This is a genomic window from Polaromonas sp. P4_F9 (genome assembly GCF_056401235.1).
The window spans coordinates 205,844-230,382 of record NZ_JBFUJT010000004.1; the positions used below are offsets into that span (position 1 = coordinate 205,844).

The following is a 24,539-nucleotide window of genomic DNA, read 5'->3' on the forward strand; positions in this document are numbered from 1 at the left end:
ATGGCACCAACATAACGCCGCCATGACATTCTCATGAACCTGATCAGCCAATTTGTGCGCGAGTACCTGCTCGCCGTCCAGTTCTTCACCCGCATACCCGTCGTGGGGCGGCTGGCCGACTGGGTAGGCTACAGCCCCGAACTGCTGCGCGCCAGCGCCGGCCACTTTCCGGGCATCGGCATCCTGGTTGGCACACTGGCGGCACTGGTGTATTGGTTATTGCAGGCCCTGCTGCCCGACACCCCCTTCACACCGCTGGTGGCCGCCGTCCTGTCCACCGCCGCCACCGTGCTGTTGACGGGCGGTTTTCATGAAGACGGGCTGGCCGATGTGGCCGATGGCCTGGGCGGCAGCCAGGACCGCGACCGCGCGCTGGAGATCATGAAAGACTCGCGCGTGGGTGCGTTTGGCGCCATGGCGCTGATGCTGGCGCTGCTGGGCAAGGTTGCCCTGCTGGCAATGCTGGGCTCGGTCGAGGGCGGCCTTCCCGAGGGCGGGGACGACGCCCCTTTCAGCAATTGGTACATCTGCGCCGCGCTGCTGACGGGCCACGTGGTCTCGCGCGGCCTGCCGCTGTTGCTGATCTGGCTGCTGCCGCACGTCGGCAACACCGCAAGCTCCAAGTCCAAGCCGCTGGCCGACCAGATCTCCCAGGGCAGCCTGTTGGTCGCATTCATCTGGTCATTTGTCGTGCTGGCTCTGGCAAGTCTGGCGCTGGACGCTCTCAGTTTGATAGCGGCCTGCAGCTTTGCCATGCTGGCGCTGTTGTGGATGGGGGCGCTCTTCAAACGGCGGCTGCAAGGTTTCACCGGTGACTGCCTCGGCGCCACGCAGCAGGTCTGCGAAATCGCCTTCTACCTGGGTCTGGCCATCAGCCTGTAGATATATGGCCCCCACGCTTGTCGCTTCGCGTACTGCACTGCCCCCCGAGGGGGCCGCTGCGCCTGCGGCCCGGCAAAGCCGGTTCCGCGGCCCCTGCTGGGTTAAGACCTCACCTTACCTTGATAGGCCCCCCACGCTTGTCGCTTCAAAAATGCGCCAGAGGGCCTTTCCACGATGAAGCTCTGGCTGGTCCGTCATGCGCAGCCCTTGATCGCGCCGGGCATTTGCTATGGCCGGCACCCGGTGGCGGCCGACGCTGGCGCGACAGCGCAATGTGCGCAGGCACTGGCGCACGTGCTGCCCGGCGGCACCCGGGTGGCCAGCTCACCGCTACAAAGATGTGAGCAGCTCTCCAGGATTTTGCAAGGGCTGCGACCCGATTTGGCGTATGAAACAGACCCGCGCCTGCAGGAAATGGATTTCGGCCAGTGGGAGGGCCGCGCCTGGCAGGACATTGCCCCGGCCGAGCTGCAGGCATGGACCGACGACTTTGCGAACTGCGCCGTCGGCCGCGACGGAGAAAGCGTCAGCCAGGTGATGGCGCGCGTCGCCTCCGCCTTCGACGAATTGCAGGGCCCGGCAGGCACGCTGTGGATCACGCACGCAGGCGTCATGCGGGCGGTGCACCTGCTGGCGCGCGGCGTGCGCCAGGTCGCTCGTGCCGACCAGTGGCCGAGGGACGCACCGGCTTATGGACAATGGTGCACACTGGATCTGAAATGACCCCCGTTGCTTGCTCACTGCGTGTAGCCGCCTCCCCCCTTGCAGGGGGCGACACCTGCGGCCTGGCAGAGCCAGTTCCGCGGCGTCTGCTGGTATCGCGTCGCACACGGGTGATCAGCGCCAAATGAAGCCATACCCAAAACCGACCTAACAACACCAAGGCATCACAACATGGCAGCAAATCTGGACGGTCAGCTCGTGGTGGCGATCTCGTCGCGCGCGCTGTTTGATTTCGAGGAAGAGAACCGTATTTTTGAAACGGGCCTGATGCAGGAGGCGCCGCCGGGGGCCAAAAAAGATGCGGCCTACATGAAGCTGCAGCTGGAGCGGCTCGACGTGCCGGCCAAGCCCGGCGTGGCGTTCTCGCTGGTCAAGAAACTGCTGGCGTTCAATGACGCCCCTGAAAGCCAGGGCGAAGCGGCCAGCCCGGCCGCGCCGAGCCAGCGGGTGGAGGTGGTGATCCTGTCGCGCAACGACCCGGTCTCGGGCATGCGCGTGTTCCGTTCGGCGCAGCATTACGGCCTGAAGATCGAGCGCGGCACCTTCAACCGCGGCGAAGCGCCGTGGCGCTACCTGAAGCCCCTGCATGCCAACCTCTTTTTGTCGGCCCACCTCAGCGACGTGCGCGACGCGCTGGTTGCCGGCGTGCCCGCCGCACAGGTGTACCCGCATTCGGTGCGCGCCAGCGACGCGCATCCGCATGAAGTGCGCATCGCTTTTGACGGCGATGCGGTGCTGTTCTCCGACGAGGCCGAGCGCGTCTTCCAGTCGCAGGGCCTCACGGCCTTCCAGCAGCACGAGCGCGACAAGGCCACGCAGCCGCTGCTGGCCGGGCCGTTCAAACCGCTGCTGGAGGCGCTGCACCGCCTGCAGCAGGCGGGCACCTCGCGCATGCGCATACGCACCGCGCTGGTCACCGCGCGCAGCGCCCCGGCGCACGAGCGCGCCATCCGCACGCTGATGGACTGGAACATCGAAGTCGATGAAGCGATGTTCCTCGGCGGGCTGGCCAAGGGCGAGTTCCTGCGCGAGTTCGAGCCCGATTTTTTCTTTGACGACCAGACTGGCCATGTGCACTCGGCGGCCCAGCATGTGCCCTCGGGCCACGTGGCCAGCGGCGTATCCAACCAGTTGTCACCAAAAGGTTTGCCAGAATGAATGTTCCTGCCAGCACTGCCAGCACGCCCGGCCCCGCCGGCTTCCTCGCCAAATTCAGCGCCTTCAGGCTGTTCGGCGCACGCGTCTGGGCCCTGTCGGCGCCTTACTTCCAGTCAGAAGACAAATGGAAAGCGCGCGGCCTGCTGCTGGCCATCGTCGTGCTGAACCTGGGCGCGGTCTACATGCTGGTGCTGCTCAATGAATGGAACCGGGTGTTTTACGACGCCTTGCAAAACAAGGACGCGGCAGTGTTCTGGACGCAACTGGGGCGCTTTACCTACCTCGCCTTCGCCTTCATCCTGATTGCGGTGTACCGCTTCTACCTCACCCAGTTGCTGGAGGTGCGCTGGCGCGCCTGGATGACGACACACTACCTGAAACGCTGGCTCGCCGATCACGCGTTTTACAAGCTGGAGCTGGGCCGCTTCACCGGCGCAGCCAAAGACGCACTGAACACGAAGGACGCCCCGGACAACCCGGACCAGCGTATCCAGGAAGACATCAACCTCTTCACCTCCTACAGCATTTCACTGAGCATGGGCCTGCTCAATGCGGTGGTCACGCTGCTCAGCTTTGTCGGCATCCTCTGGTCGCTCTCGGGTGCTTTCGCATTCACGCTGGGCGGCACCAGCTACAGCATTCCGGGTTTCATGGTCTGGATGGCCGTGCTTTACTGCGCCCTGGGCAGCGTGCTCACGCACTACATCGGCCGCCCGCAGATCAGGCTCAACTTCCTGCAACAGCGTTACGAAGCCGACTTTCGCCACCACATGGTGCGGGTGCGCGAATACAGCGAGGCGATTGCGCTGGACAAGGGCGAAACCGTGGAGCGCGCTCACCTGGACACCCGCTTTTCCGCCGTGCTGGCCAACTACCTGCTGCTGATCAAAAAGCAGAAAAACCTGGTGTGGTTCACCAACTTCTTTGGCCAGGCTGCCGTGGTGTTTCCCTTTATCGTCGCGGCGCCGCGGTTTTTCAGCGGCGCCATCCAGCTCGGCGAGCTGATGCAGATCGCGTCGGCCTTCGGGCGGGTGCAGGACTCGCTGAGCTGGCTGGTCGACAACTACAGCAGCCTGGCCGCGTGGCGCGCCACGACCGACCGCCTGACCAGCTTTGAAGACAACATCGCGGCAATGACCGAGCAAGGACGCGCGCAACTGGCTACTAATTTGAGAGCGAACGAAGCCTCCCCGCTGGCCGGGGCTGACACGCTCGCGGCCCGCGACCTGACGCTGGCCCTGCCCTCGGGCGCTACGCTGCTGAGCGGCGTGTCCGTGCAGGCGGCACCCGGCGAAAGCGTGCTGGTGAAGGGGCCGTCGGGCAGCGGCAAGTCCACGCTGTTCCGGGCGCTGGCGGGCATCTGGCCGTTCTCGCGAGGCCAGACACAGCTGCCGCGGGATGCGATGTTCATTCCGCAGCGTCCCTATTTCCCCGACGGCGCGCTGCGCGATGCGCTGGCCTACCCGCAGCCGGCCGCGCGCTACAGTGACGAAGCCCTGAAGCAGGCGCTGTCTGACGCGCTGCTGCCCCAGCTGGCCAGCCGGCTGGACGACAAGGATGCCTGGACCCAGAAGCTGTCGGGCGGCGAGCAGCAGCGCTTGGCGATTGCCCGGGTGCTGCTGAAAAAGCCCGCCTGGATTTTTGCCGATGAAGCGACCAGCGCGCTGGACGAAGCGGCCGAGAAAACGCTGTATGAAAAACTGCTGGCGCATGTGAAGGCCATGCATGGCGGCATCGTCTCGATTGCCCACCGCCCCACGGCGGCGGCTTTTCACAGCAGACTCTGGGAACTGGAAAAATTGCCGCCGGGTGGACCCGTGCTCTACCGGCTGCACGAAAGCCGGCCGCAGCAGACCCTCTGAAGACACACGAAAGAAATACGGAAAAATCACTGAATGCCCGAAGAACCACTCAAGGCAACGCCACCGTCCGCCGCTGAATCGCTTTCGCCATGGACGCCCATCACCTACCCGGTGTTCCGCATGCTGTGGAGCACCTGGCTGGTGGCCAACATCTGCATGTGGATGAACGACGTGGCCGCCGCCTGGATGATGACGTCCATGACCACCACGCCGCTCTGGGTGGCGCTGGTGCAGTCGGCCTCGACCCTGCCGGTCTTCCTGCTCGGCCTGCCCAGCGGTGCGCTGGCCGACATCCTGGACCGCCGGCGCTACTTCATCATGACGCAGTTCTGGATTGCCGGCGTGGCCACGCTGCTGTGCATCGCCGTGATCTCGGGCGTGATGACGCCGCCGCTGCTGCTGGCCCTGACCTTTGCCAACGGCATCGGGCTGGCCATGCGCTGGCCGGTGTTCGCCGCCATCGTGCCCGAGCTGGTGCCGCGCCCGCAGTTGCCGGCCGCGCTGGCCTTGAACGGTGTGGCCATGAATGCCTCGCGCATCGTCGGACCGCTGGTGGCGGGCGCGCTGATCGCCAGTGCCGGCACCGCCTGGGTGTTTGTTCTCAATGCCGTGCTGTCGGTCATCTCGGGCTTCATCATCATGCGCTGGCGGCGCGACCATGTACCCAGCCCGCTGGGGCGCGAACGCCTGGTCAGCGCCATGCGCGTAGGGCTTCAGTTTGTCAGCCAGTCCCACCGCCTGCGTGCGGTGCTGCTGCGCGTCTCGCTGTTTTTCCTGCATTCCACCGCCCTGCTGGCGCTCCTGCCGCTGGTAGCGCGCAACCTGCACGGCGGCGGTGCCGGCACCTTCACGCTGCTGCTGGCCTCCATGGGTGCGGGGGCCATCATCGCCGCCATGTACCTGCCGCGCCTGCGCCAGATGATGCCGCGCGACACGCTGGTGCTGCGCTCCACCGTGCTGCAGTCGGCCTCCACCGCCGTGATGGCGCTGGCGCCGAATGTCTATGTCGCCGTGCCGGCCATGCTGCTCAATGGCATGGCCTGGATCTCCTGCGCCAATTCGCTCAGCGTATCGGCCCAGCTGTCACTGCCAGACTGGGTACGGGCACGCGGCATGTCGATGTACCAGATGGCCATCATGGGCGCCAGCGCCCTCGGCGCCGCCCTGTGGGGCCAGGTAGCCACGCTCACCAGTGTGCCGACGGGCCTGCTGATTGCCGCCCTGAGCGGTACCGTCACCATGCTGCTGGCCCAGCGCTGGGTAATGGACCTCAGCATTGAGGAAGACATGACGCCGTCACGTCAATTCAAGGTGCCGGTGGCCGACGTACCGCCCGGCGCAGGTCATGTGGTGGTCACCATTGAATACCTGATCGATCCGGCCCGTGCCGACGATTTTCGTGCGCTGATGCAGGAAAGCCGCCGCAGCCGCCTGCGCCAGGGAGCACTCGACTGGGCGCTGCTGCGCGACATCGGCAACCCGGGCCGCTACATCGAGCAGATCATTGACGAGTCGTGGACCGAACACCTGCGTCGCTTCGACCGCGTGACCGCCAGCGACGTGGCGCTGCGCGAACGCAAGCTCGCTTTCCATGTCAGCGAAGAGCCGCCCCTGGTCAACCGCTGCCTCGTGGAAGGCAGCTGAGGGGCTGGTATTGCTGCAGCGCGCTGAGCCGTGAAGCTCAGGGCGTCCCCACATAACCGGCGTAGCCCCGGGCCCGCAGCTCGCAGGCCGGACATTGCCCGCAGCCGTAGCCCCAGGCCTGCCGGTGCGTGCGGTCGCCCAGGTAGCAGGTGTGGGTGTGCTCGATGATCAGCTCGACCAGCGCCTGGCCGCCCAGCGCATGGGCCAAGCGCCAGGTGTCGGCCTTGTCGATCCACATCAACGGTGTCTCGATCAAAAAGCGTTTGTCCATGCCCAGCGAGAGCGCGAGCTGCATGGCCTTGATGGTGTCGTCGCGGCAGTCGGGGTAGCCTGAAAAATCGGTTTCGCAAACGCCGGTCACCAGCACCTGCAAATCGCGCCGGTAGGCCAGCGCGGCCGCCAGCGTGAGAAACAGCAGGTTGCGCCCCGGCACAAAGGTGTTGGGCAGGCCCGAGTTTTCCATCTTGAAGGCCACGTCGCGCGTCAGCGAGGTATCGCTCACCTGCCCCAGCACGGCCAGGTCGAGCAGATGGTCTTCGCCCAGCTTGGGCGCCCAGTGCGGAAACCGGCTCTTGATTTCGCGCAGCACATTCAGGCGTGCATCCAGCTCGACCTTGTGGCGCTGGCCGTAATCAAAGGCGACAGTCTCCACGCGCTCGTATTTGGAGAGCGCCTGGGCCAGGCAGGTGGTCGAATCCTGCCCCCCGGAAAACAGCACGAGTGCGGAGGTATGCATGGCCGGCTCCACCCCTTTCTACAGCAGGCCGCGGCGCGCCAGGCCCTGCATCAACGCCGTGACGCCGAAAGTCCAGGGCGCAGCCTTGTCCGACGTGGTGACGCGGTTCACCAGGCTGCCCAGCTGCGGCGTCGCCACCGTCACCAGGTCGCCCACCACATGGGTGAAGCCCTGGCCAGGGCCGTGCCGGTCCTGCGTGGGTGCGAACATGGTCCCCAGAAACAGCATGAAGCCATCGGGATACTGGTGGTTGGCGCCAATCGCCTGGGCCACCAGGTCCAGTGGGTCACGGCTGATCAGGCTCAGCGAACTGCCGCCTTTCATTTCAAAACCCTCCGGCCCGGTCACCGTCATGGCCAGCTCGCTGCGGCGCACATCGTCCATGGTGAAGTGGTCGTCCAGCAGGCGGATGAAGGGGCCGATGGCGCACGAAGCGTTGTTGTCCTTGGCCTTGCCCAGCAGCAGCGCGCTGCGTCCTTCAAAGTCACGCAGGTTGACGTCATTGCCCAGCGAAGCGCCCTGCACTTCACCGCGTGAATTCACCGCCAGCACGATTTCAGGCTCGGGGTTGTTCCAGTGGCTGTGCGGATGCAGACCGACTTCAGCGCCCGTGCCCACCGCGCTCATGGGCTGGCTCTTGGTGAAGATTTCCGCGTCGGGCCCAATGCCGACCTCCAGGTATTGCGACCAGACGCCCTGGACAATCAGCACCTCCTTGAGCTGGGCCGCCTCCGGCGAACCAGGCTTGATGCTGCTGAGGTTCTCGCCCATCACATCAACCACCGCGCGGCGCACGGACTCTGCCTTGCTGGCGTCACCGCCTGCCTGCTCTTCAATCACCCGCTCCAGCATGGAAGCCACAAACGTGACCCCCGCCGCCTTGATGGCCTGCAGGTCGCAAGGCGCGAGCAGCCAGGGCAGTTTCGGGTCGTGCGCGTCCGCATGCGAATTGGCCAGCACCTCGGCGGTGCCCGCCAGGCGCGGCAGCGACGGCGCGGCAGCACGCACGGCCTTGGCCAGGTCCGGCAACTCCAGCAGCTGGCTCGCAGTTGGCGCCAGGCTGGAGAGGTCAAACACGCCGCCGGGATTGACCAGCGCCAGCACAGGGCCGGAGCCCTCGACCCAGACCCGGCCGATCAGCAGTGCATCGGGGGCGTCAACAGGCAGGGTCGCGGACGGGCTCAATAAATTTTTCATGGTGGTGTGGCGAATGGAACGCTTATTAACGGGTGATTACTGGGTTGCAGCCCCAATGCTACAGCGCTGCAAGGCCCCGGCTCGTCACCGGGCCGTACTGTCGGTCATTCAACCTCTTTTTTGCAAGGTCAAATGAGTTTGCGCTGTTTTATACGGGAAAACCCTATACTGAACCGACACCTGCAGGGCATTTCGCCCGCCGTGAAGGAGTTCATTTGATCGACAGAGGAGCAACACCACGACGCCCCCAGGCCCCAAAGCAGTCAAGCCTTGCACGGCTCAAGCGCCTGCTGGGCCCCCGTCCCGCGCCAGCCCCCGCATCCAGCCCCGGCACGGCGTCCAAAAGCTGGCTGGGTCGGCGCTCTTCACCGGAGCGGCTCAACCTGGCGCTTCAGGGCGGTGGCGCCCATGGGGCCTTCACCTGGGGGGTATTGGACGCGCTGCTCGAAGACCCGCGCATCCAGTTCGAGGGCCTGAGCGGCAGCAGTGCCGGCGCCATGAATGCCGTGGTTTTTGCAGACGGCTGGATGAAGGGCCAGCGTGAGGGCGCGCGCCAGGGCCTGGCCGACTTCTGGGGCGAGGTCGGAAAGCAGATGCCCTGGAGCATGATGACCCAGGGGCAGGGCGACGCCATCAGCCTGTCGCCGGCCAGCAAGATGCTGGCGAACTGGGCCGGGTATTTCTCGCCCTCGCAGCTCAACCCGCTGGACCTGAACCCCTTGCGCGACCTGCTCAACCGGCAGGTCGACTTCGAGCGCCTGCGTGCAGGCAGTCCGTTCAAGCTGTTCATTGGCGCCACACAGGTGAACACCGGCAAGCTGCGCGTGTTTCGGGAAAATGAACTCACGGCCGAGGTGCTGCTCGCCTCCGCCTGCCTGCCCAAGATCCATCACTCGGTGGAAATCGATGGCCAGCCGTATTGGGATGGCGGCTACTCGGCCAACCCGGCGGTGTTTCCGCTGTTCTACGACTGCGATTCACGCGATGTGTTGCTGGTCCTGCTGAGTCCGCTCGAGCGCGACGGCACGCCGCGCAGTGTGGAGGAGATCGAGGCGCGCATTGTGGAGCTGGCGTTCAACGCCACCTTCATGCGCGAGATGCGCATGTTCGCCCATGCGACGGAGTTTGCAAGCCCGACCTTCCTGACCATGGGACGGCTGGAGCGGCGATTGCAGAAGATGCGCTTTCACATGGTCGACTCCGCCGAGCTGGTGAGTCTGCAGCGCACCGAAACCAAACTGCTGGCACACGGCCCCTTTCTTGAACTGCTGCGGGACCAGGGGCGCGAGAGGGCCGGCACCTGGCTCTCGACGCACTACGAGGGCGTTGGGCGGCGGTCAACGGTGGACGTGAAGAAATGGTTCAGCTGAGAGTGGTTCAACTGAGCCGGCCCGCACCCGCACGCTCCGGCTAGCCGCCGCAGCCCCGGGCGGCTCGCGCAAGGCCCCGGTGCAAGGCTATCGGCAGAGCTTGTTATGTCGTGGAATCACTACAACTTTTTTCCCAGAATTCATGACATGGGATGAACGGAATTGACGATAGCGCCAGGGCAGCAGCCGCCGCAAACTCTTCAGACGTTTTGAGCACCATCTTCAGCGCAGCAGGTGATCGGACACGGGGCCAGCGAAGCCAGTGATTCGAAGAAGGCGGCGATGAAAACCGGTCATCCAGAGCGCCCTGTTTATCAACTCCTTATTCAAAAAAAATACGTTCATGACGCAACCCAACAACCACCTTTTCGATTTCCACCGTGCCAGCCTGAAGGCGACAGGCGATACGATCAGGTGGTCGCTGGAGGGCGCGAAACGTTTGCGCAGCCATCAGCTTGCCGCCATCACCGAGGCCCTGGCATCCCATGCACAGGTCACCGCCATGGTCAACGAGGCAAAGGACTTTGAAGAACTCGTCGCCGTATCGGGAAAGCTCGTAAACATCCAGTCCCGGACGATGATCAGCTACTGGAGCGGCCTCTACCAGATGGCCAGCGAGAGCCAGACCGAGGTTACAAGGCGCATGCAGACCCAGGCGGAACAGATTCGGGAAAACTCCCGGAAAATTCTTGGCGTCAGCACAGCTGGACAGGCGCCGATGCTGGCGGCACTGCAACCGTTGGTGGACGCGGCCTCATCGGTTTACGACTTGAGCGCGCGCGCCACGGAAGAGGCGACGAAGTTCGCCACAGGCACCTGGAAAACTGCCAGCGCGGGTACGACCAGGGGGACCGGCGTGAATGGGCATCAAAAGTCGACCTGAAGAAGCCGCCCGTTAAAAACATCGCCGGAGGTGCTGGAGGAGACAAATTTGCCAGGACAGCTTGTCGCTGTCGCCCAGCCATCCCCATCCAATGTTCTGTCACACCATGAGTTGCCGTCAATAACAGATTTTTCGCATTTCAATCGCCAGGTTCTTGCATGTCGTTAATTCAACCACGCAGCCGCGCTCCAGCTTACCCGGAGCGCAGGCTGTCCCAGGAGAAGCGAATGTTGTCCCATCATGAATTGGCAAAATTGTTTCTGATCAGCCGGGCACCAGAGCAGATCGCCCTGGGCGACCCGGATGTCGGTGCGTTGATCGAAAAAAATCTGGTGGGTCTGCCACGAAGACCCGATGGCGGGAGCAATTTGCAAATCACGGGCCTCGGCATTGCAGTGCTGCGCGCGCTGGACAGGCCGCAGCGCAGGCGTTCGAGCTACGCTCCATCTCACTAGCGTCTTCACATCCGGCGATCGCGATGTGACGTGACGCAGCGAGCGTTATTGAACCAGGCTGTTATCGATCGCGTAGCGCGTCAGCTCGGCATTGCTGTGCATATCGAGTTTTGCGCAGATGCGGGAACGGTAGGTGGTAATGGTACTGGCGCTCAGGTGCAAGCCGGCGGCGATGCGGGCAAGACTCTTGCCATCGACGATCTGCTTGAGGACTTCAAGTTCGCGGTCGGTCAGCGACTCATGGCCCTTTTTTCTGCGACCGCCGCGTGTGCTACCGACATTGGCGGCCAGCTGATCGATCAGTTCAGCGCTGAGGTACTTGCCGCCAGCGTGTGCCTTGCGCACCGCGGCGATCAGGCTGGCGGTGGGGCTGTCCTTGGTCAGGTAGCCGGCCGCACCGTGTTTGAGTGCCCGCATGGCGTAGAGATCCTCGGCATACATGCTCAGCATCAGTACGGCGAGCCCGGGATGCTCCGCGCGCAACATCTTCAGCAACTCCAGCCCATTGCGCCCCGGCAATGCGATGTCCACCAGCGCCACGTCAAACGCCTGTTTCTTCGCCAGGTTCAAGGCATCCTTCGCCGTCGGCGCCTCTCCCGTGACGTCGATGTCGGGCGCGGTGCCCAGCATCAAGCGCACCCCATTGCGCACAACGGCATGGTCATCCACCAGCAGGACCCGGATCCTGGGACCCGTCATTGCCGGTTCCCGGGCGGCCATGGCAGGCGCAGGGCAACCGTCGTACCCTGCGCAGGCATCGGGATCATCTTCAGTTCCGCGCCACAGTGGCGTGCCCGCTCATGCATGCCGGCGATACCCCAGGATTCACGCTGCCCCATGCGAACCAGGCCATTGCCGTTGTCCACTACTGCCACGGTCACCGCGCCATCCGCCTGTCGCACCTGGATGTCGACCCGCGAGGCCCCAGCGTGACGCACGACATTGGTCAACGCTTCCTGGACAATGCGAAACACCGCATTGCTGGATTTGGCATCGAGCTGGGCGAGAACCTCCGTTTCATCGATGTCCACCCGGCAAGTCAGCCCCGCCTGCTTTTCAATCTGGCCCGCATACCACTCGATCGCCGCCCAAACGCCCAACTGGTCGAGCACGCTGGGCCGCAGATCCGTGATGATCCGGCGCACGTTGGCCAGCGCGGTATCGGCCAGATCGGCGGCGTCGGCCAATTGCGGGTCTGATGGCAGGCCTCGCTGCACGCAGCGCTCCTGTGCAACCGACACGTAGGCCTTGATACCCGTCAGCAGGCCGCCCAGCTCGTCGTGGATCTCCCGGGCGATCCGCTTGCGCTCCTCTTCGCGAATATGCTCCTGATGGGCGGCCAGGCGACTGATGGCACGCGCTGCTTCCTCGCGCCGCATGATCTCGTGTTCGAGCGATTGCGCCTTGTGCTGCAGGCGCGCTATCGTGCGGTGAAAACGGTCCGGGTCGGCAAGCAGCGCCTGGTACTCCTCACACGGGCTGACATGCGAATGCGCCGAACATATTGCGTCGAATACCTGCGACGGCGCTTGCGCCCCAAAAGCATCGACCGGATAGGCGCATAGCAGCGAGAACGCATGCTGCGTGGCAAGCTGGTTCCAAAGCTCTTCCAGCCGCAGCGCCGCCTGCGGCTTGCCATCGGCGCACAACAGGGCCACCATCTCCCCGAAAGCGTGCAGCCGCAGCGTGCCACCCCGCGTGGTCTGAGAGATGATGTCGCCCAGAAGAGCCGTGAAGCGCCTTTCGTCGGGCCAGTCATTGACCATGAACTGCTCAAGCGTTTGCCGGGCGTCGAGCGAAATAAACCGCTCGCGCGTATCGACGCCGTCGCGCTGAAGCTGCCCCGCGAATGCCGCGCGATGCGCGGGCGTGGCGATCACTATGGCCGCGTCACCTGCGTCCAAGGCAGCGCTGACGTGGCCGGCCACCCTGGCAACCAGAAACGCCTCGTGCTCGTAAAACTGGACTTCATGAAAACACATGGCTCCCTCATCAATGGCCCGCTCCAACTGCGGCCTGTAATTTTTTTGACGCAACTGCAGGGAACTGGCCAGGTACCGGACCATAGCCACCATGGCTGCATCTGCAAGGTGTGAAAAAACGTACGCTCTGTTCTTGCGGTGGACGTTACAAAAAAAGCGCATCCATCTTAATGCCATCACAAAAATAGTTGCAAACCACTGGTCTTCCGCGCAACGCCCATGGTTGGCCAGCGCAGTCAGCGCCGCCGGCCAGACGCTGGCTCCGACGATGCGCTTCGGCCTGCCCGGGCGGGCAGGCACTACGCGCAACGCACGGACGCCGCGTCAGGAAATCCAGTAGCACCAGGCCATCGCCAGCGGATGCTCAGGCCCCGCGCCGCCAGGCGTCATAGCGCGCCCGGTTTTCTTCGTTGGGCGGGTACAGGCCGGGCAGCGGCGAACCCAGGCTCACCTGCTGCATGATCCACTCCTCAAGACGCTCATGCTCCACCGCGGCCTCCACAACCTCGTCGATCAGCGCAGCAGGAATCAGCACCGCGCCATCGGTATCAACAACGACCACATCATTGGGGAACACCGCGACACCGCCGCAGCCGATGGGCTCCTGCCAGTTGACGAATGTCAGTCCCGTAACCGACGCCGGCGCGGCCGTGCCCTGGCACCAGACGGGCAAGCCGGTGTCCAGCACGCCCCGCAGATCGCGCACCACGCCATCGGTGACCAGCGCGGCGACACCGCGCTTTTGCATGCGGGTGCAGAGAATGTCGCCGAAGATACCGGCATCGGTCACGCCCAGGGCGCCCACCACCGCGACAACGCCCTCGGGCATGGATTCGATGGCCGCGCGCGTCGAAATCGGGGCGCCCCATGAGGCCGGCGTGGCCAGGTCTTCACGGGCAGGCACAAACCGTAGCGTGAAGGCGCGCCCCACCTGGCGCGGCTGATCGGGGCGCAGGGGGCGCGTGCCGCGCATCCAGACATTGCGCAGGCCCTTTTTGAGCAGTACCGTGGCCAGGGTGGCGGTGGTGACGCGCTTGAGCGTTTCGATTACTTCTGGGTTCAGCGGGATGACCGGGGTCTGTGGCATTGGAAGCTCCATGGAGGTAGATGTAGCAATAGATGTAGCAATGATGCACCGGATTTCCGGCGCGCACGTCGCACAGGGTCACGCTCATGCCGTCACGCTCCTGCCATTACTTCCAGGCAGTCCCCTGACCACCCTGCCCTAGCGGAAAAACAGCAACCGGGTGATGAAAGTGTGGTCGGCTTCGGCAGCCATCAGGCCGACCAGCACCAGCACGGCCAGCGGCGGAACCAGGATGGCATAGACCAGCGCCAGCCGCTCCCAGGCCATGTGCATGAACACCGCCACGATGAGCCCGGCCTTGAGCAGCATGAAGACCAGGATCAGGCCCCAGCGCAGGTAGCCCTGGAAGTGGAAGTAATCCACCAGGTAGGACAGCGTGCTGAGCACGAAAAGCAGGCCCCAGACCTTGAGGTACAGGCCGATCGGATGTTGCTGGCCGGAGGAAGATGGCGATGAGGATGGCGATTGGGAGGAGGACATGGTCAACCTTTCAGCAGGGGCGGTCACCAGAGATAGAACAACGCAAAGATGAACACCCAGACCAGGTCGACGAAGTGCCAGTACAGCCCGGCGATCTCGACGATCTGGTAGTTGCCCGTCTGTTCGTAGCGGCCGCGCAGCAGGCGCGTGGCCACCACCAGCAGGTAGATGACGCCGGCCGTCACATGCAGGCCGTGAAAGCCGGTGATCATGAAGAAGGCCGAGCCGAACTGGGCCGCGCCCATCGGGTTGCCCCAGGGCCGTATGCCCTCCTCCAGTATCAGCTTGGACCACTCGAACGCCTGCATGGCGACGAAGGTCTCACCCAGCGTGGCAGTCACAATCATCAGCACGGCCGCGTTGATGCGGTCACGCCGGTAGGCGCAGTTCACCGCCATGGCCATGGTGCCGCTGCTGCTGATGAGCACGAAGGTCATGATGGCAATCAGCAGCAGCGGCACCTCGGCGCCGCCCACATGCAATGCGAATACCTGGCTCGCGTTGGGCCAGGGCACGGTGGTCGAGACGCGCACCGTCATGTAGCCCGTGAGGAAGCAGCTGAAGATGAAGGTGTCGCTGAGCAGAAAGATCCACATCATCGCCTTGCCCCACGAGACGTGGAAGGCCTCGCGGTCGGACGACCAGTCGGACACCAGCCCGCGCCAGCCGGCCACCGTACCGGCGCTGGCGGCGGCGGTGCTTGGGGGTGAAGCCATCGATATCGTGGTGTCCATGGAGCCTCCTGGGTTCATGCTGGCCGTCAGCCTGTGCCGCAGATCCAGCGCACGGCTTCCGGCGTCAGCCAGCCGAGCGTCGCAAACAGCACCACCCACACGGCCAGCAGGAAGTGCCAGTAGCGCGCGCACAGCGCAACGCGCCAGGCGAACGCCGGGCCGGCCGCGCGACGTGCACCGCGCACCGTCACCGCCCAGCCGGCCAGGCCCCCGATCACGTGGAGCCCGTGCATGGCCGTCAGCAGGTAGAAGAAGCTGGCCGCCGGGTTGCCGGCCGGCATCACCTGCGCGGCTTGCAGCACCTGCCAGGCCCAGAGTTGCACACCCAGAAAAGCCAGCGCGCAGGCCCCGCCGGCCCCGAGCAGCGTGCGCGCCGCGGCCGGGTGATCACCCCGCGCGGCGGTGGCGGCCCGCTGCAGGCACCCGCTGCCGGCGACCAGCAGCCCTGTACTGAGCCACAGTTGCCAGGGCATGGCAATAGGCGACCAGTCACCGCTGTCCATGCGCATCGCATAGGCCAGGGTGAACAGCGAGAACAAGGCGGTGGCAACACCCATGAATGCCCACAGGCCGGTACCGGTGCTGGCCGCGCGGCGGTCCGGCGGCCAGCCGCCGGGTGGATAGGCAGCAGCCGTGTTCATGCGATCGCTCCCTTGGCCCTGCCCGGGGCGGGGTGCGGCGTCGGTTCCTGGCCGCCAGCCTCGGGGGGTGCGTTTTGCGGAATGAAGTCCTGAGATGCCCCCGGCACACTGTAGGCATAGGCCCAGCGGTAGACCACCGGCAGCCGCGGCCCCCAGTTGCCGTGCACCGGCGGTGTCTGCGGCGTCTGCCATTCCAGCGAGGCGGCGCGCCAGGGGTTGGCGCTGGCCTGCCGGCCGCGGAAGGCGCTCCAGGCTAGGTTGAAGATGAACAGCAGCTGCGCCGCACCGACGATCAGCGCGGCCACGGTGATGAAGGTGTTCAGCGCATGCGCCGAGGCCGGGATGAACTGGTAGCCGTCAAAGTTGTAGTAGCGCCGCGGCATGCCCAGCACGCCCAGGTAGTGCATGGGGAAGTAGATGGCGTATGTGCCGAGGAAGGTAATCCAGAAATGCAGCTTGCCGATCCGGTCGTCCAGCATGCGGCCCGTGACTTTCGGGAACCAGTGGTAGATGCCGCCGAACACCACCAGCAGCGGCGCCACGCCCATCACCATGTGGAAGTGCGCCACCACGAAGTAGGTGCCCGACAGCGGGATGTCCACGCTCACATTGCCCAGGAACAGCCCCGTCAGTCCGCCGGCCAGAAAGGTCAGGATGAAGGCTAGCGTGAACAGCATGGGCACGGTCAGGTGAATGTCGCCGCGCCACAGCGTCAGCACCCAGTTGTAGACCTTGATGGCGGTGGGCACCGCGATGATCAGCGTGCTGGTGGCAAAGAAGAAGCCGAACCACGGGTTCATGCCGCTCACGAACATGTGGTGTGCCCACACGACGAAGCTCARSGCMCCGATGATGACGATSGCCCAGACCATCATGCGGTAGCCGAAGATGKYCTTGCGCGCRTGCRYGCTGATCAGGTCSGAMACGATGCCGAAGGCCGGCAGCGCCACGATGTAGACCTCGGGGTGGCCAAAGAACCAGAACAGGTGCTGGAACAGCAGCGGGCTGCCGCCCTTGTAGCCGGTCACCTGGCCCATCGACACCAGCGCCGGCATGAAGAAGCTGGTGCCCAGCGTCTTGTCGAGCAGCATCATCACGCCGCTGACGAACAGCGCCGGGAAGGCCAGCAGCGCGAGAATCGTCGCCACGAAAATGCCCCAGACCGCCAGCGGCATGCGCAGCAGCGTCATGCCCTCGCAGCGCGCCTGCAGCACCGTGGTCACGTAGTTCAGCCCGCCCATCGTAGTGGCGACGATGAAGATCACCAGCGACACCAGCATGAGGATGATGCCCCAGTCATGTCCTGGCGTGCCGGGCAGGATGGCCTGCGGCGGGTACAGCGTCCAGCCCGCGCCGGTGGGCCCGCCGGGCACAAAGAAGCTCGCGATCAGCACGAGCACCGAGAGCAGATAGACCCAGAAGCTCAGCATGTTCAGGTAGGGGAACACCATGTCGCGCGCGCCGATCATCAACGGGATCAGGTAGTTGCCGAAGCCGCCGAGGAACAGCGCGGTGAGCAGGTAGATCACCATGATCATCCCGTGCATGGTGACAAACTGGTAGTAGCGCTCGGCGTTGATGAACTCGAACTGCCCCGGGAAACCCAGCTGCAGCCGCATCAGATTGGACAGCACCACCCCCAGCAGCCCCACGGCGATGGCGACGCAGGCGTACTGCACGGCAATCACCTTGTGGTCCTGGCTCCAGACATACCGGGTCAAGAAGCTCTGCGGGTGATGCGAAGTGTCTTCAGCGTAGGCCATGGTGTTCCTCGTTCAATGGCGCAGCTTCACCGCTGCGCCTTCTGCCCAGGTGCGGGTACAGGTACGGGTGCGGGTGCGGCCGAAGCCGCGCCGCCCAGGGACTGGATGTAGGCCAGCAGCGCAGCCACCTCGTCGCTGCCCAGGTTCGCCGGCGGCATGATGGGCGGAAAACCCTTCACCACCTGCGCCTGGGGCTCGAGGATGGAGCGCCTCAGATAGTCCTCGTCGGCCCGTACGGTGGTGCCGTCGGCGAGTGTCCGGGTCGTGCCGTACAGTCCCTTCCAGGTCGGCCCGATCCGGGCGCTGCCGTCCACCGTATGGCACGCCGCACAGCCCCTGGATTGGGCCAGCGCCTGGCCCTGGGCGACCAGGCTGTCGGCACCGGTGGCCGGTGTTGCAGTGGCCGGGCGGCCGGCGCTCGCCATGGTCACCGCAAAGGTGGGCTGCGTCTTCAGCCAGGCCTGGAACGCGGCCTCGTCTTCCACCACCACCTGGCCGCGCATATTGGGATGACCGATGCCGCACAGCTGCGCGCACATGGCCTCGTAACGGCCGAGCACAGTGGGTGTGAACCAGAATGTGCTCATCTGGCCCGGCACGATGTTCATGCGCGCACGAAACGGCGGAACGAAGAAGTCGTGCAGCACGTCGTGTGAGCGCAGCAGCACCTTGACCGGTTTGTTCAGCGGCAGGTGGACCTCGGTGCCGGCGACGAGGAAGTCGTCCTGCCCGACCGGATCGCGCGCGTCGAGGCCGAACGGGTTGGCAGCGCTGACGAAGCGCGCATCGGTCGGGCCCAGCTTGCCGTCTGCGCCGGGAAAGCGGTAGTACCACTGCCATTGCTGGCCCAGTATCTCCAGCACGATGGCCTCGCGCGGCGCATTGATGTATTGGGCATAGACAAAAAGTCCGGGCGCCAGCAGCAACGCGATGCCGACCGTGGTGATCCCGATCAGCCAGCGCTCCAGCCTGCTGTTCTCGGGTTCATAGGATGCGCGGCTGCCTTCGCGATGCCGATAACGAAACAGCGTGTAGGCGACAAAAAAATTGATGACGACGAAAAAAAGGCCTGTGACGACCAGCGTGATGGTCAGCGTATCGTCCATCGACTGCCAGTTCGAGGCCAGCGGCGTCGCCGACCAGGGACTGACAAAGTGGAACAACACCGATCCGATGACGATGACAATGAGGACATAAGCAAAAACCATTCGCATCCTCTCGGTTCGGTGCCGGCCACCCCTTCAATGCCGATTGAACTTCCAGTACAAAAATGCAGCCGTCACCCCAAAAATCAGGTGGGTTATCGCGGTTGGTGCGCCACGCAATTCGGCGAACCAGGGAAAGAAGCGGGTCATGCCGTAAAAATTCAGCAGATACAGCGCCACGCCGAACACCGCGCCGGCCAGCAACACCATGCCCACTGTCGAATCCAGCCGGAACGGCACGATGATGGCAACGAGTACCAATCCAAACAGGACACCCAGCACATAGTGAGCCGCGAGGGCCACGGCCACCACCGTGACGCTGAAATCTGTCGATTGCAGGGTCTCAGGCCCCGTCACGATCGCAGAGATCATGTATGACACGACCCACGGGCTCTCGCCAGAAACCAGGGTCGACCAGAACAGCTCCAGCACCATCAGCACCGCCCCGGCCGCAAGGCCGGCGACCGCCGCCGCAGGCCAGTCCGGCTGGTGCTGCCTCTCGTAAGAATGCAGATGAAGGTCCATGGCCACCTCCGCCAGTTTGAGGGACTGCGCACGTGTCAGGTGACCCGCGCGCATCCCGGCTCCTCAGGGGAACACCGGGGTATCCGGGTCCTCGCCTTCCAGACGCGCTTCAGGGTGCGAAGCCTGCAGCAGGTTTTCGATTTCCTTGACCTGCAAACTCGCCACATCCACCATCAGCAGGATTTCGCCACGCTCGATGGCGGCCTCAAAACGCTTGAGCCGATGGCTCGGCACGGAAATGCCAATCAGGCTGGACGACCAGGCCCCAAACAGGGCACCGAGCACACCCAGTATGGCCACAACACCCCACTGCAACGAAGCAAATCCGAGGGGATAGTACATGGCCACCAGGATACCCGCCGCGATACCGATCACGCCACCGATCAGCAGGCCCAGTTCGGCCGCGTAAATCACGTCTGTCGTCTGAAAGACATTGGCGGGATGAAGACCCGCGAGGTTGGTGCCCTCCCGTCCAAAACAATGGATATGCTGCACCGGCACACGCGCCACCAGCAAGTCATTCACCGTTTGCCTGGCGCTGGCCACATCAGGTAGTAACCAATAGACTCGTCTGCTCATAAGCCCCCCCTTTTCATCACTCTGTGTGACTGTGGGATACAGATCAAAACGCAATCAATTTATACACCCGCGAACAGGTGAGTGCAAGCTGAGTGCAAGTTGCGTCGTCTCCCCCTCAAAGAACGGCCCCGCGAGCGGGTAAACCGCAACTGCTCAGCGTGACGCGGTGGTGGTGGTGGTGGTGGTGGTGGTGGTGGTGGTAGTGGTAGTGGTAGTGGTAGTGGTAGTGGTAGTGGTAGTGGTAGTGGTAGTGGTGGTGGTGGATTTGCTCACCTGCGAGACCTGTTGAGTCAAGCGTTGTTTGCCTGTCCAGCTTCTGGATGGCCGACTGAACTGACCTGAACTGACCTGACCTGACCTGGCCTGGCCTGCCTCAGCATCAACGCCGCATGCCGGCGTTGGCATGTCGGCGCTGCTGTTCGCTGGGCCCCCGTCGTCGAATTCGACAGCCCTCATGCCCACCGCTATAGTGAAATCACTGTTTACCTGAATTTAACAATTGAGCGCCTATGACACCTGAAATTCAACCTGCCGACCTGGGCTTTTTCTCCGCCCTCGCGAGTGCCGGCAGCCTGAGCGCCGCCGCACGGGAACTCGGCATCACCACGCCCGCCGTGAGCAAGCATCTGGCGCTGATGGAGTCGCGGGTAGGTGTGCCGCTGGTGAACCGGACGACGCGGCGCATGAGCCTGACACCGGAAGGCGAGCTGTACCTGGAGCATGCACGCCGCATTCTTGGGGAAATCAATGACATGGCGGAACTGCTCGGCGTGTCCAGGTCCACCCCGAAGGGCCTGCTCAGGGTCAATGCGACGCTCGGCTTCGGGCGCACGCACGTGGCACCGATCATCTCCAGATTTGTCCGCAAGTACCCGCAGGTCGAGGTGCAGTTGCAGCTGTCAGTCAACCCGCCGCCCCTGACGGACGACTCGTTCGATGTCTGTATCCGGTTCGGCGCGCCGCCGGACGCCCGCGTGATCGCCAGACACATCGCGCCGAACCGGCGGCTGCTGTGCGCGTCCCCCGCCTATCTGGCCAAGCACGGCACACCCAAGGTCCCGAACGACCTGACCCGGCACAACTGCATCGGCATCCGGCAGGGTGAAGAGGCTTATGGCGTGTGGCGCCTGGCAAGCGGCCGCGGCCGAAACGTGACCACCGAGGCCGTCAAGACCCGTGGCAACCTGACCACCAACGACGGCGAGATCGCCGTCAACTGGGCGCTCAACGGCCACGGCATCCTGATGCGTGCCGAATGGGACATCGAGCGCCACCTGAAATCCGGCAGCCTCGTGCAGGTGCTGCCTCATTACTACACGCCCGATGCCGACATCCACGCCGTCTATCCGCAGCGCCACCAGCTGACCGCGCGTGTCCGGGCGTTCGTCGACTTTGTGGCGCTGTCATTTACGAAACGCTCGGTGGCAAGCAAGCCTTAGACTCCGCTCGCTAACCATACTCGTAGCAGTAGCCGTAGCGGCTCAGCTGGCTCACCTCTGGATCCGGGACACACCGCTCACGCCGGCCAGGCAACCGGCAAGGCCTTTCGAGCACCCGTCGACATAAAACTCCCGTCATCAGGGTCCGCCCCACATAATGGGCGGCAACGTCTACAGGAATCAACCATGTTCCGAGGCTTATCGTTACGCAGGCTCCCCGGTGTCTTGTCCAATGTCGCGGCGGTCACGCTGGTGCTGGTCATCGCCTTGAGCGGACTGGCGCTGTGGTTCACCGACCCGATCCCGGTGCAAAACCTGCGGCTGGCGCAGTTTGACCAGTTCCAGCGCTGGCATCCGCGCCCTTATACGCCGATGGCCGTGCGTGTGGTGGACATCGATGAGACCAGTCTGAAAGCCTACGGCCAGTGGCCCTGGCCGCGGACCCGGCTGGCCGAGCTGGTACAGCGCCTGAATGAGGCTGGCACGGCAGCGATCGCGTTTGACGTGCTGCTGACCGAGCCGGATCGCACCTCACCGGCGGCCATGGCGCAACTCTGGAACAACCCGAAGGTCGGCCCCCTGCTACAGCGCCTGCCCGATCATGACGCGGTGCTGGGCAAAACGCTGGTCGGCCGGAACGTGGTGCTGGGCAGCAGCTTGTCCCGCAGCGGAGCCTCCAGCGCATCCGCGGCAACCACCTCCGACGCCCCCGCCGATGCGCCTTCCACACTGCCCTATCGCATCGTTGGCAGCGGCGCCAGCAACCCGGCGCAATGGCTTCATGGCTTTGACACCGTGCTCTGGCCGTTGCCGGTACTGCGGGGCAGCGCGGCCGGGCTGGGCGCGCTTAATTTTGCGGCTGATGCCGATGGCGTGGTGCGCCGGGTGCCCCTGTTGCTTCGCCTGGGTCAACAGATTGTGCCCACCTTGAGCGCCGAGGCCCTGCGCGTCGCCCAAGGTGAGCGCAACCTCTTGCTGCGCAGTAATGAGGCAGGCGTGCAGGACGTGCGCATCGGCGGCGTCACGGTGCCCACCAACGCGCAGGCTGAAATCTGGTTGCACTACACCGAAGATCAACCCGGCCGCTTCGTGTCGGCAGCGCACGTCCTGAACGGACAGGCCGACACCAAACTGCTGGATGGACACATCGTGCTGATCGGCAGTTCGGCTGCCGGGCTGATGGATTTGCGCTTCAACCCCATGGGCAAAATGATGCCGGGTGTGCAGGCCCATGCGCTGGCGCTGGAACAGCTGTTGTCGGGTCAATACCTGCAGCGCCCCGCCTGGGCCGGTGGCGTCGAGCTGCTGACGCTGGTGCTGGGCTCGCTGGTCGTCGGCCTGCTGGCGCTGGGGACCCCCGCCAGATGGGCAACCGCAGCGGCTGCAGGGGTGCTGGCGGCCTTGTTCGGTGGCGCCTGGTATGCGTTCGTGGCCGAACACCTGCTGCTCGACGCCATCAACCCAGGCCTGGTCATCCTGGTGAGTTTCGGGCTGGCCAGCGGCATGCACCATCTGGTCAGTGAACGTGAACAGCGCTGGGTACGCGAGGCTTTTTCACGCTATGTGTCGCCCAACAGGGTGGCCCATTTGGTGGCGCACCGCGAAAAATTGGAACTGGGAGGCCAGCGCCAGGTCTGCAGCTTCGTCTTCACCGACCTGGCGGGCTTCACCACCATGATGGAGGCCGGCGATCCGGCTCAGGCGGTAGCCCTGCTCAACGACTACCTGGATGCCATGCTGGGCATTGTCTTCAAGCACGAGGGCACGCTGGACCGCATCGTGGGCGACGCGGTGGCCGTGCTGTTTTCAGCCCCTGTGCAGCAGGCCGATCACCGCCAGCGCGCCCTCAACTGCGCGCTGGAGATGGACACCTTTGCCTCGGCCTATGCGACCCGGCTGCAGGCTCAAGGCATTCCCTGGGGACACACCCGCATCGGCTCCCACAGCGGCGAGGTGATTGTCGGCAATTTTGGCGGCAAGACCCTGTTTGACTACCGGGCGCTGGGCGACCCGATCAATACCGCAGCACGGCTGGAAACCGTCAACAAGCACCTGGGCACGCGCGTCTGCGTGTCGCATGCCATTCTAGAGGGCTGTGCAGATGTGCCGGTGCGGCGCGTCGGGCAACTGGTGCTCAAAGGCAAGAGCAAGCCGTTGTTGGTGTTTGAGCCGCTGGCCACCACCAATGCCGCCAACTGCGCCGCGCCCGCCGACTACGACGCGGCCATGCGCCTGCTGCAACCCGGCGAGATGCATCATCCGACACTCGCCTGTGAATATTTTGAAGCCCTGGCCGAGCGCCACCCTCATGACCCGCTGGTGGCCCTGCACCTGCGCAGGTTGCGCGAGGGTGCTGCAGACGACCTTATCGTGATGGCCGAGAAATGAGCGCCCCCGTCACCGTCACCGTCAGCGCACGGTTATCTCTGCGCGGCGGTTACGCGGCTCATCGGTATTTTTGGGCGTAGCCACCAAAAGGCTGCGTGCGCCGTTTGACTCCACCACGATCGCCATATTTTTCAGGCCGAGCTGCTGCATTTGCCGGGCAATGGCATTCGCGCGCCTGAGCCCCAGGACTTCGTTCGATTCGGTCGTACCCAAGGTGTCGGTGTGGCCGACCACCGTGATGTCCAGCGCTTTGCGGGCCTTGGCGAGTTCCTTGATGCGCGGCATCACGGCCTTCGACGCTGCCGTCAACTCGGTGCTGCCGCGCTGAAAGTAGAGCGTGAACGATTCGGGCAGCGGTGGGCGGGCGGCCATGGCGGCACCGAAATCACGCTCCACCTGCGCCTTGTTGACATCGAAAGGCGGCGCGCTGCCGTCCAGCAATGCGCCCTGTTGGGCCTGGGCCAGAACCTGCTCGCCCCGGTCGCCTTGCACCACTACGCGGCCCACGCTGTTGTCCGGGCTGGGCAGCAGCACGACATAGGAGCCGGTGCGCCTGGGCGCAACCGCCAGGCGGGCCCTGATCTGATCCATGGTCTCAACCACAGTCTCATCCTGCGGGCACAGCTCGGCCGGGTCGATGCCGGAGCGGTCCTGCCCCGCATCCTGGGCGCCGGGCACATCGGCGCGCTTGACGTTGAGCGCCGTCACCAGCTGCCCCATGCCCGCCAGCGTGCGCGCCTGCGCAATGATCTGGTCGTAGCTGGCGTTGACGTAGGAGCGGTTGGCCTGGAAGTATTCGTTCTGGC

The 24,539-nt window shown here is 64.4% G+C and carries 23 protein-coding genes; 10 read left to right on the plus strand and 13 right to left on the minus strand.

What is annotated here, in order from left to right; translation table 11 throughout:
* The first annotated feature begins 33 nt into the window (after positions 1-33).
* From AC1DUB_RS05800 to AC1DUB_RS05820, 5 genes are all read left to right on the plus strand, one after another.
* Positions 34-882 carry an adenosylcobinamide-GDP ribazoletransferase gene (locus AC1DUB_RS05800; protein WP_477728692.1) on the plus strand — a complete coding sequence of 283 codons (849 nt, stop codon included), beginning with the start codon at positions 34-36 and terminating at the stop codon, positions 880-882.
* A gap of 174 nt (positions 883-1,056) precedes the next feature.
* On the plus strand, positions 1,057-1,605 hold the full coding sequence (locus AC1DUB_RS05805) for a histidine phosphatase family protein (protein WP_477728693.1): 549 nt from the start codon (positions 1,057-1,059) through the stop codon (positions 1,603-1,605).
* A 171-nt stretch (positions 1,606-1,776) separates the two neighbouring features.
* Positions 1,777-2,763, plus strand: coding sequence for a 5'-nucleotidase (locus tag AC1DUB_RS05810; RefSeq protein WP_477717622.1), 987 nt, complete (start codon positions 1,777-1,779; stop codon positions 2,761-2,763).
* A complete protein-coding gene (locus AC1DUB_RS05815) occupies positions 2,760-4,625 on the plus strand; it encodes an ABC transporter ATP-binding protein/permease (RefSeq protein WP_477728694.1) in 1,866 nt (621 codons plus the stop codon). The genes AC1DUB_RS05810 and AC1DUB_RS05815 overlap by 4 nt, the downstream gene beginning before the upstream one ends.
* 33 nt (positions 4,626-4,658) lie before the next feature.
* A complete protein-coding gene (locus AC1DUB_RS05820) occupies positions 4,659-6,269 on the plus strand; it encodes an MFS transporter (protein ID WP_477728695.1) in 1,611 nt (536 codons plus the stop codon).
* Positions 6,270-6,306: 37 nt separating this feature from the next.
* Here AC1DUB_RS05820 and queC read toward each other — a convergent pair whose 3' ends face one another.
* Together queC and AC1DUB_RS05830 are read right to left on the minus strand one after the other, a co-directional pair.
* Positions 6,307-7,005, minus strand: a complete 699-nt coding sequence (gene queC, locus AC1DUB_RS05825) for a 7-cyano-7-deazaguanine synthase QueC (protein ID WP_477717619.1) — start codon at positions 7,003-7,005, stop codon at positions 6,307-6,309.
* Positions 7,006-7,023: 18 nt separating this feature from the next.
* Positions 7,024-8,202 (minus strand): fumarylacetoacetate hydrolase family protein, encoded by a 1,179-nt coding sequence (locus AC1DUB_RS05830; protein ID WP_477728696.1) that lies wholly within the window; start codon positions 8,200-8,202, stop codon positions 7,024-7,026.
* Positions 8,203-8,417: 215 nt separating this feature from the next.
* Between AC1DUB_RS05830 and AC1DUB_RS05835 the strand changes: the two genes are divergently transcribed.
* The 3 genes from AC1DUB_RS05835 (at position 8,418) to AC1DUB_RS05845 (ending at position 10,910) form a co-directional block, all read left to right on the plus strand.
* Entirely contained in the window at positions 8,418-9,572 is a 1,155-nt protein-coding gene (locus AC1DUB_RS05835; RefSeq protein WP_477728697.1) for a patatin-like phospholipase family protein, read from the plus strand.
* 343 nt (positions 9,573-9,915) lie between these two features.
* Positions 9,916-10,455 carry a phasin family protein gene (locus AC1DUB_RS05840; RefSeq protein WP_477728698.1) on the plus strand — a complete coding sequence of 180 codons (540 nt, stop codon included), beginning with the start codon at positions 9,916-9,918 and terminating at the stop codon, positions 10,453-10,455.
* 227 nt (positions 10,456-10,682) lie between these two features.
* Positions 10,683-10,910, plus strand: a complete 228-nt coding sequence (locus AC1DUB_RS05845; protein ID WP_477728699.1) for a hypothetical protein — start codon at positions 10,683-10,685, stop codon at positions 10,908-10,910.
* Positions 10,911-10,955: 45 nt separating this feature from the next.
* On the opposite strand, the gene AC1DUB_RS05850 is transcribed toward AC1DUB_RS05845, so the two are convergent.
* The 10 genes from AC1DUB_RS05850 to AC1DUB_RS05895 all read right to left on the minus strand — a co-directional run bounded on the left by AC1DUB_RS05850 (position 10,956) and on the right by AC1DUB_RS05895 (position 19,906).
* The gene (locus AC1DUB_RS05850; RefSeq protein ID WP_477728700.1) at positions 10,956-11,609 is read right to left on the minus strand and encodes a response regulator; all 654 of its coding nucleotides are present in this window, start codon (positions 11,607-11,609) and stop codon (positions 10,956-10,958) included.
* Positions 11,606-12,892 (minus strand): MEDS domain-containing protein, encoded by a 1,287-nt coding sequence (locus tag AC1DUB_RS05855; RefSeq protein WP_477728701.1) that lies wholly within the window; start codon positions 12,890-12,892, stop codon positions 11,606-11,608. Before AC1DUB_RS05855 ends, AC1DUB_RS05850 begins: the two co-directional genes overlap by 4 nt.
* Positions 12,893-13,256: 364 nt before the next feature.
* On the minus strand, positions 13,257-13,979 hold the full coding sequence (locus tag AC1DUB_RS05860; RefSeq protein WP_477728702.1) for a ribonuclease activity regulator RraA: 723 nt from the start codon (positions 13,977-13,979) through the stop codon (positions 13,257-13,259).
* 138 nt (positions 13,980-14,117) lie between these two features.
* A complete protein-coding gene (locus AC1DUB_RS05865; RefSeq protein WP_477717611.1) occupies positions 14,118-14,459 on the minus strand; it encodes a cytochrome C oxidase subunit IV family protein in 342 nt (113 codons plus the stop codon).
* A gap of 23 nt (positions 14,460-14,482) precedes the next feature.
* Entirely contained in the window at positions 14,483-15,193 is a 711-nt protein-coding gene (locus AC1DUB_RS05870; protein ID WP_477728703.1) for a heme-copper oxidase subunit III family protein, read from the minus strand.
* 26 nt (positions 15,194-15,219) lie between these two features.
* Positions 15,220-15,834 (minus strand): cytochrome c oxidase subunit 3 family protein, encoded by a 615-nt coding sequence (locus AC1DUB_RS05875; protein ID WP_477728704.1) that lies wholly within the window; start codon positions 15,832-15,834, stop codon positions 15,220-15,222.
* Positions 15,831-17,597, minus strand: a complete 1,767-nt coding sequence (ctaD, locus tag AC1DUB_RS05880; RefSeq protein ID WP_477728705.1) for a cytochrome c oxidase subunit I — start codon at positions 17,595-17,597, stop codon at positions 15,831-15,833. Before ctaD ends, AC1DUB_RS05875 begins: the two co-directional genes overlap by 4 nt.
* 26 nt (positions 17,598-17,623) lie before the next feature.
* Entirely contained in the window at positions 17,624-18,805 is a 1,182-nt protein-coding gene (locus AC1DUB_RS05885; protein WP_477728706.1) for a cytochrome c oxidase subunit II, read from the minus strand.
* A gap of 33 nt (positions 18,806-18,838) precedes the next feature.
* Positions 18,839-19,327 (minus strand): hypothetical protein, encoded by a 489-nt coding sequence (locus AC1DUB_RS05890; RefSeq protein WP_477728718.1) that lies wholly within the window; start codon positions 19,325-19,327, stop codon positions 18,839-18,841.
* Between the two features lie 63 nt (positions 19,328-19,390).
* Positions 19,391-19,906, minus strand: coding sequence for a DUF1269 domain-containing protein (locus AC1DUB_RS05895; RefSeq protein ID WP_477728707.1), 516 nt, complete (start codon positions 19,904-19,906; stop codon positions 19,391-19,393).
* Between the two features lie 509 nt (positions 19,907-20,415).
* Here AC1DUB_RS05895 and AC1DUB_RS05900 point away from each other — a divergent pair.
* Entirely contained in the window at positions 20,416-21,345 is a 930-nt protein-coding gene (locus AC1DUB_RS05900; RefSeq protein ID WP_477728708.1) for a LysR substrate-binding domain-containing protein, read from the plus strand.
* Positions 21,346-21,531: 186 nt separating this feature from the next.
* A complete protein-coding gene (locus AC1DUB_RS05905; RefSeq protein ID WP_477728709.1) occupies positions 21,532-23,733 on the plus strand; it encodes a CHASE2 domain-containing protein in 2,202 nt (733 codons plus the stop codon).
* A 21-nt stretch (positions 23,734-23,754) separates the two neighbouring features.
* Here AC1DUB_RS05905 and AC1DUB_RS05910 read toward each other — a convergent pair.
* The coding region (locus AC1DUB_RS05910) for an OmpA family protein (protein WP_477728710.1) at positions 23,755-24,539 on the minus strand (785 nt) is incomplete at its 5' end.